Raw genomic sequence first — 19,814 nt, 5'->3', positions numbered from 1 at the left:
TGGAGAGGGAAATTGGATGTTACTTACTGGTTTACGTGGACTGGGGAGTTTTTTATATAATGCATACCAAGAGAGACCGTTCCCCCCTATTAAACACTTAATATGAGTTATTTTGAAAAGCAGCATTAAGTGGGATTTCCTAATGCTGTTTTTTGCCTTAAAATAATCAAGGCATAACTTAGTAGGCTAACGGATAATTTGAGATAAGGAGTTGATGTTTGTGAGTTTGGGAAATTTCCTTTATAGCCTAATTCATTCTACTGAGCCATTTGAATATATATCAAATTGGAGCAGGTATGATGAAATAACAAAGGATTATAGGTTAATTGCTTCATCTGATAAATACAATAAAAGTGTTGTCTATCCACCTGGGCTTGTAGACATACTTAATCAAAATAACACTGACTTTGTTCCATACTTTATGAGTGAGAAAATCTTTTCTATTGATACCGATATAATAACTTCAATGCTGAGTAACTCAGGCGTACAGATATTATATGACCATTCAATAATGCTAGATACAAACTACACCAGTTATATAAAAAGGTTCTTGAGTGGAATAGAAAATTCAAATCTATTAGAGGAAAGTACTTTTAAAACACTAGATATATTGTTAAAAAGTAATTTTAACTATGATATTACTTTTTATTTATTGGAAAATTATATGAATATATTTTCATCCGGAGAAAATACATTTACGGTTTCAAATGCTAAGCACCTTGCACTGTACGAGAATTTATATTATGTAGAATTGTTTAAGAATATAAATCAAGAACAGTACGTTGACTATAATAAGGTAGAGTTTACAATAAGTAAAAATGAAGCAAAACAAAATACTGATGAAATCATTAGTCTATTTTATAATGGAAACCTTATAGCTAATGAAGTGTTAAGTTTGTTTACCAATAAGCATCAAAGTATAACCCTACTGTTAATTGGTATCTGGCAAATTCAATTCGGTAGTAATTCCAGTCCGAAAAACAAAATGAAAAAACTTTTTGAATATGTAATTAATAGAGTAGGTATATTTTATGAAAGGGAAATGGTCATTGCATTCAGATATTTTGAGGATAGAAAATCGGTATCAATGTTAAATAAAATAAATAAAGGAGGTAAACCTATTACTTCAAAAGAACTATTAGATAAAATAGGGAATATAGCGTGGGATTTCATGGTTCCTAGAGTTATGGAATTTCAAATTAATGCAAACAAAGATTCTTCTCACTTTATTCCTCTTTTCTTATCTCATGATAAAAAATTAAAGGAGTTAATCGGGCTTTTCAACATCAAGGGGATTCTAATGCATAGAAAGACGAATGAGTATATTCCGTTTTCAGATTTAGATACTACTGATTTTTTTGATAAAAAGGGATTATTAGATGAACTGGAAACGTTAAAAACGGTTGAAATAGAGGCTAAGAGGAAAAAGATAAGAGAGAAAAATATAGAAACTAATTTTTGTAGTGTAATAGATGAAATAAGAAAGCTTCATGAAATTCTTTAAGACAAGCTACTAATAAAAATAATAGTAAGATATAACTTTGAATGTAAACGCCTGATACTTTAGAGCCACACTTTTATTACAATAGTGAATGTTGACTATTGATTTTAGAAAATGGGACTTGCCTGGTTCATCATAACAGTTTTTTTTTAATCGCAATAGTAGGCGGCTATTTATCTGGAAAAACAAATGGAATTGACTTTTCAAATAATCAAATCCTTGCCAATTCAATTCAAAATTACTTATTGGTTGCTTTAGTAAGCTCTATTAGTATTTTTTCTATTAAATCAAATCCAAAACAAGAGGATGAAGTGGATATCCAGTTTGGGGAGTAGTAGAAACAGATAAAACGATTGAGATGCAGGTTACAAGTATAGATGATCTTTGAATGACTGGGAGAGTTGAAGAAAATGTTGAAGCTATAATTTCCCCTTAGAAAAAATTGCTATTTGATTGAAACATTAGAGTTAATGTGCTGCAAGTAGTATTCTTGGTAAAATCTAAAAGTAGCATTGGATAATGTAAGTTCCAATGTTGTTTGTTGCCTTTTAAATAACCATGTTGAGCATATGTTAAATAGAGTCAAATTTAATGAGTATTACATTTGCTTTGAAAATTTTTTAAAATAAGAGGGAGGGACTTTACTTGTCTAGACTTAATAGAATTCAAGAAGAAAAGGGTCTGGCCCCATGGGTTCTCAAAACAAAGGCACCCCTTTGAGGAGGTTTTGAAGGCTTATTTACCGATAAGGATAAAACAATTGTCCAGTCAAGTAAAATACTACATAAAGGTGATAAAAGTTTTTATAGAAGCTTAAAAGTAAGTCGTTAAAGTTTTGTTTAGTGAAGACTGACTGACCGATACATAACAATATCTATTGATTTTGCTCTGAGTCAAAGAATGAGGGGCTTGCAAGAGCGGTAGAGTAAAACCATAATTTTCCGTGGGGAATTGTATATGAAAAAAATTAATAACTTACAATATAAAATTGATTGACTTATTTGTCTGGACCATTAGGAGAAAGTGACTTATCTATAATAAAATCAAAGTTAAATGAAATAGGAATTGATTTTCAGTCAGAAGATAGAAATGGAACCATTATGGCCTCGATTGACGACTTTGTTAATGTATATTCATTCATTATCAATTCTTCTTTAGCTTTGGGTTTTAGTATCAGGAGTTATCGTTAATTCCACATGGGATAGTATAAAATTTGTTATCTTGCATTCCTTTTAAAAAGTTCGAGGTAAAAAGTATTACAAAGTAACAAAAAATGGTGCTCAGGATAAGGAAGTAACGTTTGGAATTGAAATTAAGATAAATAACAATCTTTACAATTTCAGATTTAATGGAATATACTCAGATGAAGGATTATCGGAAGCCCTAGATAAAATTCTCCTTTACCTGAAGAGTACACAACAGCAACCAAAGGAAAGGGATAAGTTAACTGCTAAAGGATTGCCCAATTATATAATGACATATAATGAAAGAACAAATATATGGATCGTTAGAAATACTAAAGAATTAATCAAAGAAAAGATAAAGGAATCAAAATAAAAACATCAATACTCTAAGAGGATATGAAATTATGATTTCACGTCAATAACACATCTGATTGACTACGAGAATCATTTTTAACAGTTTCGGATCCGTTTACCAACGCTGATTATCTTCATGAATGTATGTGGCGACATTAAATGAAATCTTTCAAAAAGGATGAAATCATTATGACAAGCTTTATTTGGGGACGTTCCCCTCAAGAAGCATATGAAAATCCATATGAATACGAAGCCCAAGAACAGTTTTCAAGAGAAGCCTGAGTGTTAATAAGTGATTTATTTTCTTATTTAATGAAGAGAAACGGGATGTATCCAAGAGATGATAGGACGGATCAAAAGGCTATATGGATGCTTTTTGTTGATGGTATAGAAACAATAAATGATTGCCTCGAATTAATAGATACCAAACAACATAGATTGGCTTGTAGATTATTTAGAGATGTCGTTGAGGCGATAGATTTAGCAACATATTTTTCAAGCTCGGATAAGGATAAAGAGAAGAACTTGAAAAGCTGGTATGATAACAAGGTTATTCCAAATAGAGTGTTTCGAAATTACGTATCTAATACAGCTGGTGAGACTGTAGCCCAAGCCTATAGGAATTTATATCGGGATTTATCAAAATTAAATCATAGAACCTATAGGTGACTAGCATATTCATACATGTTAAGGAAGGGAGAATTTCTTGTTTATGAAAAGGAATATAGTAATACACTATTAATGCTGCCGCAGCCAGTTGCAATGTGTTATGCGTTGCTAGCAAATGTGATAACAAGATATTCTAATAGAATGCTTGAATGTGAATTAATCACACTTGATGAATTGACAACTATATGGGACAAGGCCCTAGAGAAGAAGACAGTACCGCCAAGGTTCATGACAAAAGAAGATTATAGAAGAGTGTTTAAGCAAATTAGGGATGACAATGACTTCACATAACACCATACTCACCCAAGAGAGGTTGACTCCCTTCAATAGGTGCTATGGGGCTTGTCTCTAGCACAAATAGAAATGCGTTGTTATACAGAAAAAAGTGCAATGAGCTAGATAAACAGAGCCTAAAGCCTTAATATAGGAAACTGGAAGAAAGGGGTAAGATATAAAGAGATAGTTACTTGGATTGGTGAGAACATTTGGGTTGTATCAATTTTTACGTTGGTACTTGGTGCTTACCTTAATACTTTCCTTACAAAAAATAAAGAAGTTCTAATGAAAATCGCGGATAAAAAGGGGCAGTATTATGCAGACTTTGTAAATTCCCTTCTTGATTTTAATAAGTCACATTATCAGAAATTATTGGCTAACGATAAGGGTGAGATTAATAGAAATTACTTTTATATGAAAAATTTAGTCATATTATATGGTTCAAGTGAAGTTATAGAAAAACTCTCAATTTGCGAGAAAAGGGGGATAGATTTTGAGGTTGATGAGGGAAGGGAAATTTATCTTGATTTAATCGAAGCAATGAAAGAGGATATTGAAAATCCAAAGATAATATACTCATGGTGGAAAAGGAAATTAAGCTCAAAAGATAAAAGGAACAATATAGGTTATATTCTTTTTGGCTATAAAGAATCGAATGATGAATAATCTTTGGATTTATGGGTCGGACCCCAACTCCTTGGTCACATTAACCAATGCCTCAATTTTTTCCCTCTAAAATAACGACGGTAACTGTCTGTATGTTTTCACACTCAAGTACTGGTTGATTAATTGATGAGCAAAGGAACCGTTCCCACGATTCTAACTATTATTTGTTGAGAAAGTTTTTGATTAGGGAGATATAAAAACATTGTAGAATATTGGAAAATAACACCACTTGTTGTATTATAAAATTAGAAAAAACGATTATTTAAAATCGAATCTAATTACTATCAAAAAAGGCAGAAGAGTATCCTAGTTGGGAAGAGTTCTTCTATTTTTTTATATTCTTTGGAGGTAACAATGGCGAACAGATCAGCAATAGATACAATAAGGGGATATTTCTATCAATTTGATTATTCTATAAAAAGATTATTAGAGTTAGAAAATGAAAATGATACAGTTGTAGTTGAAGGGATAGAAGATATTGATATTAAATCAGCTACGGAAGAGACAGCAGTTCAATGTAAATATTATTCTAAAACAGAGTACAATCATTCAGTAATTGGAAAACCGATTCGTATGATGTTAACACACTTTAAAAGTGTTAAAAAAGGAAAAAACAAAAAAGTTAATTATCATTTATACGGTTATTACAAGTCTGGACATGAGAAATTAGTCAATCCTATTACTGTAACCTTTCTTAAAGAAACTTTTCTTACGTACACCAAAGAAAAGGTTAAATATAAACATCATGAAATTCTAGGATTTAGTGAAGCTGATTTACATGATTTTTTATCTTTATTGCATATCAACATTAATGCGGTTGATTATGATTCACAATTAGATAGTGTTTTAAAATTATTAGAAAATCAGTTTAATTGCTCCCGTTTTGAAGCGGAACACTATTATTATAATAGCGCATTAGATGTACTAAGGAATCTATCAATTGAAGAAGATATTGAAAATAGAACAATAACAAAAAAGAAGTTTCTAAAACTAATAAATAACCAAAAAATATTATTTAACATGTTGTTTATAAGATATAAGGGAAAAAAAAGATATTTAAAAGAATTAAGGCAACATTTATTTTCAACTTTAAACTCTTCACCTTTTGAAAGGTTCTTTGTAATACAAGTCCCTGATGAAAATTACGATAGAGTAGATTTAAAAGAATTATTGATGATTATTTCTAAAAAGTATTCTAAATTGTCTAAAAGGGAATCTAGGCCTTTTTGTCCTTATGTTTGTTTGTATAATATGGAAAATCAGGAACTAATAAAATTAAAGAATGATTTATATAATGAAGGGTTTAAATTTAAAGATGGGTATGATTTTCAAGGTGCAGAATTTAATCCTAGCTCATTAATTATGGAAGCAAATTACTATAATGATGTTAGATTAAAGGTATTGAGTAACTACCCACAAATGGAACTTACATTAAAGCTGATTAGTAAGACAAAAGAAATTTATCAGTTTTATATTTCTAATCCATTGATAAAAAGGAAATTTGAAAATATTAAGCAAATAAATATTCAAATAGAAGAGTTAACTGATATAAGGGAGGTCATTTAATTTGAATTTACAAGGCGAAAAGATTAATGCAGAGGTAATATCGGTTTACCCTAATAAAGTGAAAATATCTGTCGACAACTTGGAAGATTTTAGAATTGCAGAGGAATCATTAAAGGTAGGTTCTTATTTGCGTATTCTAGATAATGAAAATGCAATTCTTATTGCAATAATAGAGAACTTTTCAATTGAGGTTAGAGATGATGGAAAGAAAGACTACATAATTGAAGCAAATCCACTAGGAATGATTATTGATAACGAGTTTATTAGAGGAGGAGATTCAATTGCAATACCTCCGAAAAAAGTAGAAATAGCCAAAGAAGATGAAATAGTAAGTATATATGAGCATTCAATCAACGATACAGAAAAATTTACTTTTTCCTCATTATCTTCAAATGGAAATATCAAGGTACCGGTAAATGGTAATAGATTTTTTAATAAGCATATAGCAATAGTAGGGTCAACTGGTTCTGGTAAATCACACACTGTTTCTACAATTTTACAAAAAGCAGTTAATGAAAAGATAGGTGACTTTGATTTAAATAATTCTCATATAATAATTTTTGATATTCATTCAGAGTATAGTTCTGCTTTTCCAAAAGCAAATTTACTAGATATTAATAATCTGGTATTACCTTATTGGCTACTAAAAAGTGACGAACTCACCGAGCTGTTTATAGATACAGAAGCCAATGACCATAATCAAAAATATATTTTTAAAGAAGCAGTTGTAAATAATAGAAGAGAAAATTTTTCAGGTCATGAAAAAGAAAACTTTAGGATTCATTTTGATTCTCCGTATTTTTTTGATATCAATAAAGTCCTTGAATTTATTACAAAGAAAAACTCCGAAGTAATTGACACTGGGGAAGTATATAAATCAGGTGATAAAAAGGGACAAAAGAAAACGGTGCAGGGTAGCTTATATGGTAAGTTAACAAATTTTGTTAACCGTCTTGAAAATAAGGTTTATGACAGTAGGTTGAAATTTCTATTGGGGGATAAATCGAAACAAATTACTTTTGAAGAAACAATTGAGCAATTATTAGGCTATAAACAAACCCAAAAATCCAATATTACTGTAATTGATCTGAGTGGTGTCCCATTTGAAGTTCTAAGTATAACCGTTTCATTAATATCAAGAATAATATTTGAATATGGTTATTATTACAAAAGAATGAGATATTCCCAAAATCCAGAAGAGAAAATCAATAATGACATACCAATCCTAATGGTTTATGAAGAGGCACATAAATATGTTCCTAAAAGTGATCTATTAAAATATCGTGCTTCAAAAGAGGCTATTGAAAGAATTGCAAAAGAAGGAAGGAAATATGGAGTATCACTACTTTTATCAAGTCAAAGACCATCTGAAATATCAGAGACTATTTTCTCCCAGTGTAATAATTTTATTGCAATGCGCTTAACAAACCCAAACGATCAGTTATATGTTAAGAGATTATTACCTGATACTTTAGGCAATATTACTGATAGAATGCCTACTTTTAAAGCAGGAGAAGCACTATTACTAGGAGATGCTGTTGTTTTACCATCAATAGTTCAAATAGATAAATGTACAACACCGCCATCTTCTAATGATATTCCGTATTTAGATTTATGGAAAGAGGAATGGAAAAACTTAAATTTACCTGATATTAAAACTGAATGGTACAAGCAATAAATGATTTAGAAGTTATATAAAACATTTTTTCGGGCTTATGAATAAGTGAAAAGGCATTGCTATAATTTTACCAATGCCTTTTTGCCTCTTAAATAATCACGGTGAACCCCATTAAATTATAAAACAAAGAGATGAAGTTATCTTTAAAAGGAATGGATGAGATATGAAATGTACCATGTGTGCTTTAGTAAAATATTTAAAGGGTTAGATCCACTTTACAATTCTAAAAGAAAAAGTATCGCAAAGTATCTAGCTTAGCTATTAATTACTTAAACCAAATGCAGCCTTGAGCGAAAATGCAAGCTTTATTTGCTCTCTGGTTCTTTGATTGACGTTAAAATAATTCCAAAAAGCCGGTGCACAAGTGATATAACCACCACATTTAACATAATAAAAAATAATTCAACCCAAATCCCCCCTTTTTACCCTTTCATTTCGATTGTAGTAATGAAAGAACAAAAGGAGGTGTTTTTTTTATGGAGAGAAAAACGATGACGGTGAAGGAAATGGCGGCTTATCTTGGGGTACATCTGGATACGGTGTACAAAATGGCACGTTTAAACGAGATTCCACATTTTCGAATTCGTAGAAGGATTTTATTTTCAAAAGATACGATTGACGCTTGGATGGAAAATCAGGAAAAACAATCAAATTGAACTAAGGCTACCCTTTAAGAGGGTGGCCAAAAGGGTGGGTAAGCCAGAATAGGAAGAGAGAGGTGATTTAGAATGAACTATATCAAACAGTTAAATGCATTTAAGGAATACTTGGAGTTCCATGACATACCATCAGCGGCGATTTTGTTGTGGCACACCTTAATGATGATTAACAATATGGCTGGGTGGAAGCATCGATTCAATGCTTCCAATGCTTTAGTAAGGCAGTATGGTGGTTTATCAAAACAGCGCTTATCCGAGGCACGGGCAGTACTCGTAAAGTATGGGCTCATTCATTATGAGCCTGGGGCAAAGGGGAGGTCACCAGTGTATGAAATGGTAGTACTCGACCAATCGTGGAATCAGGGAAATGTGAAGGAAGTGGACATATCGGGTCGGCAGAAGGAAGGCGGTGAACGTACGGGGGCATCTGAGGATTCCTACCAATACCCGGACAAGTTGCATTACGAATCCGTGGACACCTTAACAAAAAGCTCAACGGAACAATTACCGGACCCATCCTTTGACCAATTACCGGACGAATCCCGGACCATACTTAAACAAAAACAAAAGAGAAGAAGAGGAGAGGCGTCACCAGATCCTTTTACATTTTACAATCAAAACTTTTCAGCCTTAAGACCGGCTTCTCGTAAGGTCATTGCTAGCTGGTGTGATGCGAGTGATGCACGACTTGTGTTAGAAGCAATGCAGGTTGCTGTTATGCATGGAGGAAGAACCTTAAAATACATCGAGAGAATTTTAAACGAATGGTCCCGTGCTGGGCTGAGCGATTTGGATCAAGTACGGAGTTTTGTAAAAGAAAAAGAGTCGATGCAGGAGCGGAAATGGTCGGTCCCATTCTGGAAAAAAGTCCAGTCAGAAAACAAATCTGTGCTTCATAAATTAAAAGAGGAGATGTTGTCATGACAAAGGAAGAGGCGTTTGATGTACTAGATGCGATTCAGGAATTTTACCCAAGTGTTAAGCTCGGGGAAAGGAAGATAAGAGTATTCATACCGCAGCTGCTAAAGATGGATTATGAAGGTGTGATAAGCAACTTGAATGCCCACGTTATTAGTCACCAATACGCTCCAACGCTTACGGAAATAGCGGCATATCCAGTGGAGCCGAATGGGCATTTAGAGGAGCTGCGTGCTTGGCAGGAGGAGGCGGCAAAGGTCCCTGAAGAGACGAAGCGCCGTTTTCAGGAGGCATTAACTAAATTGGTGGAGGGATGTCGCCATGTCGATTGACAATTATGAGGCTGAAGTGGCGGTGCTTGGTTCCGTGCTGCTTGATGGAACGTTTTTTAAGGATCTGGGAGTGCAGGAGGAGCACTTCCATGATCCTCGGCATAAAGCGATTTATCGGGCAATGAAACGCGCATCGGATCAAGGGGAGTTCATCGACATGGTTGTTGTAACTACGAGGCTTGGAGATGCAATCGAACAGGTTGGAAACACCTCCTATTTGCTGGCAATGACGGAAACCGTGGCGAGTACGGCAGCTATCAAGCATCATGAGCGGCTTATTTTCGAAGCATACCGACTACGAAAATCACGGGAGGGTGTGATGCAGTATTTGCGAAATCCGTCTGATGAGGAACTAAACATGCTGATTGAGCAACTGAAGACCTTTCAAGAGACAGGGGCAGTTACCCAGGAAAAAGCTGTCTATGATTACCTGATGGAAATTGCCGATGATATGTTCCATCCAGACCGAGTACAGCAAGGATGCCTCACGTCGTATGAGCAGCTTGATAATATGACCGGTGGCTTGCAGCGTGGCGATCTATTGATTGTCGCAGCGAGGCCATCCGTTGGCAAGACAGCATTTGCACTGAACTTGGCTGCAGGGCACTCTAAGCAAGGTGGATCGACATCGATTTTCAGTTTAGAGATGGGGACGAAACAATTATTGCAGCGATTGTTATCTGCGGAAGGTGCTATCAATGGTCGGAAGTGGGGGACAGCATCGTTTTCTGAGGAAGATTATGAACGGGCAGTCCGGGCGATTGGTGTGATATCCAATTGGGATCTCGATGTCTATGACAAGAAGCGAACACTATTTGAAATACGCTCCGCTATCCGGAAAAAGCTCCACGATGATCCAGGGAGGAATCACCTTGTAATCATTGACTACCTGCAGTTAATTACGCCAGCAAAGCAGCGCGAACGAAGGGATCTCGAGGTCGGGGAAATCACTCGTGAGCTGAAGCTGTTGGCGATTGAGTTAAATATACCCATTCTACTAATCTCCCAACTATCCCGGAATGTCGAGTCGCGTCAAGATAAACGCCCACTCATGTCTGACTTACGCGAGTCGGGCAATATTGAACAGGATGCAGATGTTATTTTCTTTCTCTATCGTGAGGATTACTATGATCGGAATACAGAGAAGGGTAATCACATGGAAGTCATTATTTCCAAACACCGAAATGGGCCGACTGGAACGGTGGAGTTGGTGTTTGAGAAGGAATATGGATGGTTTGGAGAGGTGGGGTAGGTTGGATGAGTTGGATCCAGAGGGACAGGTTTCCCGTCCAAAAAGGCTTATCTTAGCGTTGGACCAAGGTGCCTGTCCCTGTTGGTCCACAGATTATTCCCATAGGGATGACGGAACACATGCTATACCAGTAGCACTATATGAATTAGAGCGATACATTGCGGTTGATAATCCAATGGTAACAGTAGAATCGGGACTTGTACATCCAGAGTTTAGCACTTATCCTACTATCGCTTTAAGAGAATTTTTATTTAATGCATTTGGTCATCGAGATTACCGGATGAATGGAACTATTATGTTGAAGCAATATAAGGATAAGTTAATACTTACCAATCCTGGAGAGTTTATCGGCGGGATTACACCTCAGAATATCTTTATCATCCACCAGTAGCAAGGAATAATCATTTAATGGAGTTGTTAGACAGATTAAAGTTGGTAAACCGTTCAAATTTAGAGGTATTAAGGATATTTCGCTCATTGTTAATTGAAGGAAAAGAACCACCGATTTATAGAGAAGTTGGTAGCAACATTGAACTCACTTTTATATCTTCACCTTTAAATAAGGACTTTTAAAATTTAATTAACCATATGACGCAGGAAAACAATCACGTTGACGTTGACCACTTGCTTATATTGCAATACCTAATAAGGCATGAAGAAATTGATACTGCAATAGCTGCTGAAGTTACGCAAAGAAGTATGGAGCAAGCACGTGAATTGCTAAGTAAGATGAAAAATGAATTTAACTTATTAGAATCAGTTGGTCGTGGTAAAGGGAGATACTTTACACTTTCACGTAGTGCTTATGAATTGTTAAAAGGTGACATGCAATATGAAAGGCAGCAGAGTTTAGACAAGGAAGCAGTGAAAATTCGTATATTGTCTATACTTAAAATAGATCGAAGTTTGACTAACAAGGAAATAAGGCAATTAACTGGTATGAACCGCAAGCAAGTACAACGTTTGATAAAAGAATTAGAACTTGATGATGTAAAGGTTGTAGGAAGAGGCGCTGGAACAAAATATATCTATGCTCCTTAAAATAGGGACAAAAAGGGACAAAATTGGGAATTCAATCCTTTATATTTAAAGTGCCAAGGGGTAAATAGGGACAAAAATAGGGACATTAAGAGAAAATTTTGGATGGTCATTGACTTAAGTCAATGGAGTGTAAAATTGTGAAGGTTATTAAGGTGCTGTGAAGAGCCTCATAATAAGTTAAATCAGGACTTTGAATCAATCAAATTGCGGTTATCCTCCATTTAAAGTAGAAAAAGCAAAGAAAAACGTGCTAGACTAAAACAAACTGTTTATTTACATCAAACAAAAACATAAAAGGATGAATAGCATGGAAACATCTTATATATACGAAATGCGTAAACCAGAAACAGAAGAAACAGGAAAACTCTATCCTGCCATATTCCTCATGCATGGAATGGGCAGCAATGAAAAGGATATTATGTCGCTGGTAAGTGGGCTAGAGAAGGATGCTTACATATTTGGCATTCGCGGTTCCATTACACAGCCACCTGGATTTGCTTACTTCACGATTGAGGGATTTGGAAAACCTCATCGTTCTGTATATGATGAAACAGTTCAGAATCTGGAAGCATTTATTGACAATGCTTTAAGCACATATGCAATTGACCAAGATAAGGTATTCCTTGGAGGCTTTAGCCAGGGGGCTATTCTATCCATGACTCTTGGTTTAACGATGGGTAGTAAGATTAAGGGGATAATAGTCTTTAGCGGTTACATTCCAGCATTTGTCGTAGAAGAGTATTCCAAAAAGGATGTATGCGATCTACATGTATTTATTTCCCATGGTCAAAAGGATCCGGTGTTTCCGCTCGCATGGGGTGAAGCGAATCGGGATTATTTCAACCGATTAGGTGCAACTGTTAGCTATCATGCTTATCCAGAGGGGCATACAATTTCGCTGGAAAATTACCATGACTTCCGAGCATGGTTAGATCAGCAACTATTAAACAAATAAATCCTGTAAAGTTGATATAGAGAAAGGGCTTAACTAGAAATTGCCCAGTTATAATAATTAGTAAATGATAAAACACCTTAATTATAGTTTAAGGTGTTTTTTGTATTTATGGAAAAAAACACATGTAAAAATTCTCGGGTCTCTCCCTAATTTTCTAAAGATAAAAGGGAAGATGTTAAGTTCAGATCAGCTTGGTAAATGGGACACTTAATTTGTGAATGATTTCACTTATGCTGACGGGTGCCACTCGACAAGTTCTGTTCTAAGCGTTCTAAACGTGAAAGCATTTAATCTTAATTATATAACCGAGGATGAGAATGATAGAGCCACGTTTCTTTAATCTTCCCGTCAATACTGTGCTTAGATTTAAAATAAGGGTTTGCAAGAAATAGGGCGATTAGGTATATTAAACATTAATAACAAAATATAATGAAAATAAAGAATAGGGAAAGGGGAATGAAAATGGATGTAAGGTACCCAATTGGAAAATTACAAGTACCCGAAAAGGTAACATTTGGAAATATTCAAGAATGGTTAATGCAAATCGAAACTTACACGACTCGATTAAGAGAAACGGTAGACTCATTAAGTGATGAGGAATTAAGTAAAACGTATCGTGACGGTAGCTGGACAGTTCGCGGGCTAGTTCATCATATTGCTGACTCTCAGTTGAACATGTATCAACGTTTGAAGCTGGCTTTAACAGATGAGAGTCCAACAGTCCCAGCTTTTGATGAAGAAAAGTGGGCTATTCAACCGGATACCAAGCTCCCTGTAGAATGTTCTATAAAAATGTTGGAAGGTATAAATGAGCGTATCGTATCTTTGGGTCAAAGTTTAACGGAAGAGCAATTAAATCGAGATTTTGTTCATCAGACAAACGGTAAAATAACAGTTGAAACAAAGGTTGCAAAATTAGCTTGGCATGAAGAACACCACTTAGCTCATATAAAAATCGCATTATCAAAATAGCATCATATATTAAGAATTGAAAACAAGAGTCAGTTCCTCCATTTCACTAACACTTTAGCGAAGTGAGGGACTGACCCTTTTCACTTTTCCAAGGGTTAGTCCCCCATGCTTCACTATATTTTAGTGAGTTCCTACATCCAAACAAAAAGGTATACGAAAAATCCTAGTAGGTATAAAATAGGAAAGTTAGCATTTGGGTGTAGGAAGGGTGATACATATGTTGAAAGCATATGCTTGGCTAACATTTTGTGTAATGGTGTGGGGAAGCAATTTTGTATTTGGAAAGATGTTAGTCCAAGATTTCTCCCCAGCTCTGTTAACGATGCTTAGACTTTTGTTTATTGTACTATTTTTAATTGGATTATCCTCATTCAAGAGACACCTTAAACGAGTTAATAAATCCGATTTACTCGCAATTTTTTTTCTGGGGGTTATTGGTGTTTTCATAAATCAGTGGTCTTTTTTTGCAGGATTACAAACAGCCGATCCAACAACATCTGCATTAATTTTGGCAACTACCCCTATTTTAACTAGCGTATTAGCTGCCATTTTTTTAAAAGAAAAATTAACCATTCGTATGTTAATTGGGTCTATTGTGGCAATCATAGGTATTTATTTTGTTGTAGCAAAAGGGGATTTATCTTCTTTACATATCGATAAAGGTCTATTATGGATTGTTATAACGATGATTACATTCGCCATTATGATTATCATGACGAGGCTTCTTTCTAATAGAATAGATCCACTTACCATTACGTTATATTCAAATGTGGTAGGATTAACGGTGTCGATTCCTTTTGCTTTTTTACTAGATACTCCCTTACAAATAAGTTCTAAGGCGTCGGATTGGTTATTTTTGATTGGTACTGCCGTTGTTGTACACGGTATCGCAACATTGGTTTGGAATAACAACATTAGACATGTGGATGCTTCCAAGGCTGCAATATTATCTAATTTAGAACCTTTTGTGGCAATGATAATGGGAGTGATATTGCTATACAAACCAATAACGGGAGCAGAAATTATCGGGGCATTATTTATCGTAGGTGGAGTAGTACTATCTACGTATCAGCGCAAAAAGCTAAATAGCCGATTTTGAGGACCACCGGGACAGGCAGAGACCACTTGAATACTCGCTTACTGAGCAAGGAGAAAAACTTTTACCGATTTTAGATGCCATGTATGAATGGGGCAAAGATTATATAGAGAATGTATTGGAAAAGGAAACAGATGACTTAGTTAATAAGTAGAGCCAGAGGAAAAAAGAGCCAGAGGGACAGGTTCATCGGCCCGGTAAACTTATCTTAGCAGTGGACTGAGGTGCCTGTCTCTGTGGTTCTCTAACCTGGTGGTGTAAAGGTTGTAGATTTTTAAAGCACTGACTCTTGAGGATATTCCAATATATGGACAAAAGGATAATATATCAAATGCATATATACAAACAAAAAAATAAAAGACTCCCTTAAACAAGATAATATCGCTGTTCTAGGGGAGTTCTTTAGGCGTTAAAGACAGAAAATCTGTATTAAAGTTATTTAATTAATTCATTATCGCAACAAGTCTTCCTGCTACTTCATGACGTTCTAATTTTAGAAGGCCTTCCCAAATTTCATCAAATGTTATTTCAGAGATGGTAGGGTCAATATCACCAGAAGCCATTAGCTTGTAAACTTCTGCAATATCATTGACATCGCCACCAACACTACCTTTTAATGTTGCGGCCTTTAGAATAAGAGGATCGGTGTTAATTGTTGATTCTAATTTACCCATGCCAACAAGGACAACTGTTCCGCCTGGAGCAATTACGTCAATAGCTCCCGCAGTAGTCGTACCAAATCCAGCATAGTCAACGATTAAGTCGGGTGCGATATCTGCCAATTCTTTAACATCTTCAAAAACCTCTTTAACACCAAGTTCTTTTGCAAGTTCACGTGCTTTGGGGCTAACGTCCACTGCATATACTTCAATACCTTTTACGACCGCAGCGCGTGCTGCAATTTGCCCAAGACCTCCAATACCAATGACACCAACCTTCATACCTGGTTTTGCACCACCAGTTTGAAACATAGCATGATAAGAAGTCATTCCAGCATCTGTACCAGCTGCAGCCTGTGCGAAAGTAATTCCTTCTGGCATAGGAACTAAGTCAACGGCAGGGGCAGATACTAGATCTGCGTAACCACCATCATAGCCATAACCAGGGCCTAATCCAATTTTACTTACAGGACAAACACCTACTCGATCGCCGACCTTATAATCGGTAACACCTGGGCCAACTTCTTTAATTACACCAGCAACTTCATGGCCCATAATAATTGGTGTATGCTCAATAATGTTCAACCATTTTTCATCACGTAATGCACCAACATCTGAGTGACATAGTCCAGCCGCCTTCACTTCAATTAATACACGGCCTTCTGTAGCTTTAGGGTCTGGTTTTTCTACCAGTTTCAATGGTTCATTTGTTGTAGTAAATTCCCAACCTTTCATTTCTAATCCCCCTTTTTATTTTACTCTTATATTATATTCTAGTTTGAGATTGCTAGCAATTTATCAGTTTATACAGATTAGAAAATAATAGATTAATCAATCTTTAACCTATTCATGTTATGTAGAACTGTACCACCTTAAGAGCAAAAATAAAAGAGACCTCATCGTTCCTTTTTAATTACTATTTCTAGGCGTAATACCTATTTTTTCGTTAAACATTATTTAAAGTAAGCATCCACTTCCCAACGTAATAATGCTTTTTATTCTCTTTAAAGCCCACTATTTGCATTCTAAACAAAAAGTACCACTATCTAGAATTATCGGTTAACAGCAAAATTAACATTTTTCAGAAGATATATAGAATTATTCCTTAACTTATGCTATTCTAATTTTTAACCTGCCAAAAAAGCTTTACTATAATAAATTTTTGACAAATAGGAGGAATAAAAATGAGGAAAAGGAAAGTTCTTACACTAATATCAATATTATTTGTAACACTTATGCTAGTAGCCTGTGGACAAGAATCAACTGTTGATTCTTCAGATACAAATGCTAACTCTGAAGCAGATCAAACAGAACTAGTACCAGTTGAAATTGGGATGTTGAAATTGACAAGTTCAGCTCCATTTTTTATTGCACTTGAAAAGGGTTTCTTTGAAGAAGAAGGAATTGATGCCCAGGTGAGCTGGTTTGAGGCGGCACAACCAATATCAGTAGCAACGGCTGGTGGAGACGTTGATGTTGGAGCAACAGGCATTACAGCAAGTCTATATAATATGGTTGCGGGTGGTGAAGAATTACTTATTGTTGCTGACAAAGGTAGAGAACAGGAAGGTTATTCATCCACTGCTTTATTGGTACATAGTGATTCGGATGTAGAAAGTATGGAAGAATTAAAAGGGAAAAAGATTGGGATTACCCAAACAGGATCAACCTTCCATTACATGGCTGGTAGATTACTAGAAGAGAATGGGTTAACTACGGATGATGTTGAATTAGTACCAGTCAACAGTATCCCGGGTCTAATGGAAACATTGGAAAGTAAACAGGTTGATGCGGTACTGTTAAATGAACCTAATATTACAAGAGTTCTAGAAGATGGATATGGCAAGGTGGTCACGCAAGTAGGTGACGTCATTGATTATCAGGTTTCAGGAGTATTTTTCTCTAAGTCTTTTGCAGAGGATACAGAAACGGCTACAAAACTACTAAAAGCATATGTGAGAGCAACCCAATATTATTATGATGCTGTTCTTACAAAAGAAGATGGGGAACTTGTACCAGGGGATAATTATGATGAGGTTATAAATATTATTGCAGAATATACCGATCAGGAACCGGCTATTATTGAACAGGGCTTGCCATATATGGACCGTAATGGAGAGTTACTTGCATCAGACATTCAAACACAAATCGATTGGTATGCAAAAGAAGAATTAATAGAATCATCCTTTGATGCCGGGGAAATTGTAAATACAGAATTATTTGAGAATGTACTGAATGAATTGGAGTAGTGACAACGATGAATATCGTCATTGAGAATGTGGGAAAGAAGTTTACTGATTCTAAAAAGAATGAAGTAACGGCGTTAGAGAATATAAATTTTTCTATTAAGGAAGAAGAATTTGTTGTGCTGGTAGGGCCGAGTGGATGCGGGAAATCAACGCTGTTGAACATTGTAGGCGGTTTAATGTCTCCAACTAGTGGTAGTGTTTACTTTGAAGGAATTGAGAAAAAGACTCCTAATTTAGGGATCGTTTTTCAAGAAATTGCTTTGTTACCATGGCGTACCGTTTACGAGAATGTAATTTACGGTCTCGAAGAAAGAGGAATAGGGAAAAAAGAGCAAAAAGAAATAGGAAATTATTATATTGATATGGTTGGTTTAAGTGAATTTAAGGATGCTTTTCCAAAACAATTATCGGGTGGCATGAAGCAGAGGGCTGGAATTGCCAGGGCACTTGCTGTTGAACCGGATTTATTATTGATGGACGAGCCCTTTTCAGCTTTAGATGCACAAACCAGGACCCTCATGCAGGAGGAGTTATTGACCATTTGGAATCGTACAAAATTAAGCACGCTTTATGTAACCCATAACATTCAAGAGGCAGTTTATTTAGCAGACCGGGTTATTGTATTATCCAGACATCCTGGCCAAATTAAACGTATTATTAACATTGATTTGCCCAAGACTGGCAGAAATGAAGATAAATATCGTGAAAAATCCAATCAATATGCAGATGAAATTTGGCAACTAATTCGTCATGATGCACAAGAGGCATTAAAGGAGTGAGCATGAATGGAAAAACATAAACAAGTCATTACGAATCGTGTTGCTTTTCTTGATAAAAAGGTACCATTCTATGCTTCCTTTTTAGGTATAGCGGGACTTCTTTTGCTATGGGAATTGATATCTAGATTGGGTATTGTTTCTCCGTTATTTCTTCCTTCTCCGTCCAGTATCATTATAACGGGATGGGAAATGCTTATAAGTGGTGAAATATATGGCAATCTTACTGCAAGTCTCTATCGAATCGTCATTGGATATGCCATTGGGGCAGCTTTCGGTATTCTAATTGGTCTGATTCTTGGCTTCTTTAAGTTGGCAGATGCCATCGGAACGCCGATTGTTTATTCTATTTACCCAATCCCGAAAATTGCCCTATTGCCATTATTTATTCTATGGCTAGGTATCGGCGAATTATCAAAGGTAACAATTATTGCATTAGGTGTATTTTTTCCAGTTGTCATTAATACATTTTCTGGTGTGAAAAATGTTGATCCCATGTTGGTTAAAGCTGCAGTAACGTTTGGGTCCAACCGAGTGAATGTTATTCGTAAAGTAATTTTACCTGGATCACTCCCTATGATATTTGCTGGCCTCAAGCTTGCTGCTGGAACATCATTACTTTTACTTGTATCAGCAGAAATGATTGCTGCTCAACAAGGTATCGGTTCCATGGTACTTCATTACGGTAACTTAATGATTACATCAAAACTTATGGTAGGGGTTTTAATCTTGTCTCTTCTAGGATTAACGTTTAATAGAGGTCTAAAGTGGCTGGAAACGAAGCTTATACCATGGAAATAGAATGAAGAGGCATCTGGGATAGAAACTTTTGGTCTAATCCTTAACTTTAAGGTACCTGTCTGGTCCTCGATTTTGGTGTCAGTCCCCCACTTCACTAAAGTGAAAGATGAGTGGGGGACTGATACCTTTTTTCTGCTCATCTTAGTAGTGGACCAAGGTACTAGCCCCTATTGGTCTAAGCCCGACTCCTTACAAGGGAAAAATCTTAAG

General features: G+C 35.5%; 19 protein-coding genes and 1 pseudogene. 19 read left to right on the top strand and 1 reads right to left on the bottom strand.

The genetic code is table 11. From position 1 onward, the window contains the following. Positions 1-214: 214 nt before the first annotated feature. The 16 genes and pseudogenes from GMJ66_RS08355 to GMJ66_RS08280 all read left to right on the top strand — a co-directional run. The gene (locus GMJ66_RS08355) at positions 215-1,504 is read left to right on the top strand and encodes a hypothetical protein (protein WP_231514878.1); all 1,290 of its coding nucleotides are present in this window, start codon (positions 215-217) and stop codon (positions 1,502-1,504) included. 98 nt (positions 1,505-1,602) lie between these two features. Further along, positions 1,603-1,836: a hypothetical protein gene (locus GMJ66_RS08350; RefSeq protein WP_156289864.1), complete on the top strand. Its 234-nt coding sequence runs from the start codon at positions 1,603-1,605 to the stop codon at positions 1,834-1,836. Positions 1,837-3,321: 1,485 nt separating this feature from the next. Further along, positions 3,322-3,708: a hypothetical protein gene (locus GMJ66_RS08345; protein WP_156289863.1), complete on the top strand. Its 387-nt coding sequence runs from the start codon at positions 3,322-3,324 to the stop codon at positions 3,706-3,708. A 561-nt stretch (positions 3,709-4,269) separates the two neighbouring features. Further along, complete coding sequence (locus GMJ66_RS08335) at positions 4,270-4,650, top strand: hypothetical protein (RefSeq protein ID WP_156289861.1); 381 nt, start codon at positions 4,270-4,272, stop codon at positions 4,648-4,650. A 354-nt stretch (positions 4,651-5,004) separates the two neighbouring features. Beyond that, positions 5,005-6,216, top strand: coding sequence for a DUF4297 family anti-phage-associated protein (locus tag GMJ66_RS08330; protein WP_156289860.1), 1,212 nt, complete (start codon positions 5,005-5,007; stop codon positions 6,214-6,216). 1 nt (position 6,217) lies between these two features. Further along, complete coding sequence (locus GMJ66_RS08325) at positions 6,218-7,894, top strand: ATP-binding protein (RefSeq protein ID WP_156289859.1); 1,677 nt, start codon at positions 6,218-6,220, stop codon at positions 7,892-7,894. A 476-nt stretch (positions 7,895-8,370) separates the two neighbouring features. Next, positions 8,371-8,550, top strand: a complete 180-nt coding sequence (locus GMJ66_RS08320; RefSeq protein WP_156289858.1) for a helix-turn-helix domain-containing protein — start codon at positions 8,371-8,373, stop codon at positions 8,548-8,550. Between the two features lie 72 nt (positions 8,551-8,622). Next, the gene (locus GMJ66_RS08315) at positions 8,623-9,477 is read left to right on the top strand and encodes a DnaD domain-containing protein (protein ID WP_156289857.1); all 855 of its coding nucleotides are present in this window, start codon (positions 8,623-8,625) and stop codon (positions 9,475-9,477) included. Beyond that, positions 9,474-9,803, top strand: a complete 330-nt coding sequence (locus GMJ66_RS08310; RefSeq protein ID WP_156289856.1) for a hypothetical protein — start codon at positions 9,474-9,476, stop codon at positions 9,801-9,803. Before GMJ66_RS08315 ends, GMJ66_RS08310 begins: the two co-directional genes overlap by 4 nt. Continuing rightward, positions 9,793-11,055 carry a replicative DNA helicase gene (dnaB, locus tag GMJ66_RS08305; RefSeq protein ID WP_156289855.1) on the top strand — a complete coding sequence of 421 codons (1,263 nt, stop codon included), beginning with the start codon at positions 9,793-9,795 and terminating at the stop codon, positions 11,053-11,055. The genes GMJ66_RS08310 and dnaB overlap by 11 nt, the downstream gene beginning before the upstream one ends. 1 nt (position 11,056) lies before the next feature. Next, the gene (locus GMJ66_RS20650; RefSeq protein WP_231514877.1) at positions 11,057-11,446 is read left to right on the top strand and encodes a hypothetical protein; all 390 of its coding nucleotides are present in this window, start codon (positions 11,057-11,059) and stop codon (positions 11,444-11,446) included. 233 nt (positions 11,447-11,679) lie between these two features. Beyond that, positions 11,680-12,096, top strand: coding sequence for a hypothetical protein (locus GMJ66_RS20645; protein WP_231514876.1), 417 nt, complete (start codon positions 11,680-11,682; stop codon positions 12,094-12,096). A 307-nt stretch (positions 12,097-12,403) separates the two neighbouring features. Further along, entirely contained in the window at positions 12,404-13,051 is a 648-nt protein-coding gene (locus tag GMJ66_RS08295) for an alpha/beta hydrolase (RefSeq protein WP_156289854.1), read from the top strand. 462 nt (positions 13,052-13,513) lie between these two features. Next, positions 13,514-14,023, top strand: a complete 510-nt coding sequence (locus GMJ66_RS08290; protein ID WP_156289853.1) for a YfiT family bacillithiol transferase — start codon at positions 13,514-13,516, stop codon at positions 14,021-14,023. Positions 14,024-14,240: 217 nt separating this feature from the next. After that, entirely contained in the window at positions 14,241-15,122 is an 882-nt protein-coding gene (locus tag GMJ66_RS08285; RefSeq protein WP_156289852.1) for a DMT family transporter, read from the top strand. 25 nt (positions 15,123-15,147) lie between these two features. Then, a pseudogene (locus GMJ66_RS08280) lies at positions 15,148-15,273 on the top strand (winged helix-turn-helix transcriptional regulator); the annotation flags it as partial. A 289-nt stretch (positions 15,274-15,562) separates the two neighbouring features. On the opposite strand, the gene GMJ66_RS08275 reads toward GMJ66_RS08280, so the two are convergent. Further along, entirely contained in the window at positions 15,563-16,513 is a 951-nt protein-coding gene (locus GMJ66_RS08275) for a zinc-binding dehydrogenase (RefSeq protein WP_156289851.1), read from the bottom strand. 449 nt (positions 16,514-16,962) lie between these two features. Between GMJ66_RS08275 and GMJ66_RS08270 the strand changes: the two genes are divergently transcribed. From GMJ66_RS08270 to GMJ66_RS08260, 3 genes are read left to right on the top strand one after another with little or no spacing between them, the layout of a single operon-like run. Further along, positions 16,963-18,027: an ABC transporter substrate-binding protein gene (locus GMJ66_RS08270; protein WP_156289850.1), complete on the top strand. Its 1,065-nt coding sequence runs from the start codon at positions 16,963-16,965 to the stop codon at positions 18,025-18,027. Positions 18,028-18,035: 8 nt separating this feature from the next. Further along, on the top strand, positions 18,036-18,806 hold the full coding sequence (locus tag GMJ66_RS08265; protein ID WP_156289849.1) for an ABC transporter ATP-binding protein: 771 nt from the start codon (positions 18,036-18,038) through the stop codon (positions 18,804-18,806). Between the two features lie 6 nt (positions 18,807-18,812). Next, complete coding sequence (locus tag GMJ66_RS08260; protein ID WP_156289848.1) at positions 18,813-19,604, top strand: ABC transporter permease; 792 nt, start codon at positions 18,813-18,815, stop codon at positions 19,602-19,604. The last annotated feature ends 210 nt before the right edge of the window (positions 19,605-19,814 follow it).

It is taken from the genome of Oceanobacillus salinisoli (assembly GCF_009733865.1).
Taxonomy (GTDB): Bacteria; Bacillota; Bacilli; order Bacillales; family Amphibacillaceae; genus Oceanobacillus; species Oceanobacillus salinisoli.
The sequence above is the reverse complement of the archived record's forward strand: the minus strand, read 5'-3'. Positions and strand labels throughout refer to the sequence as shown.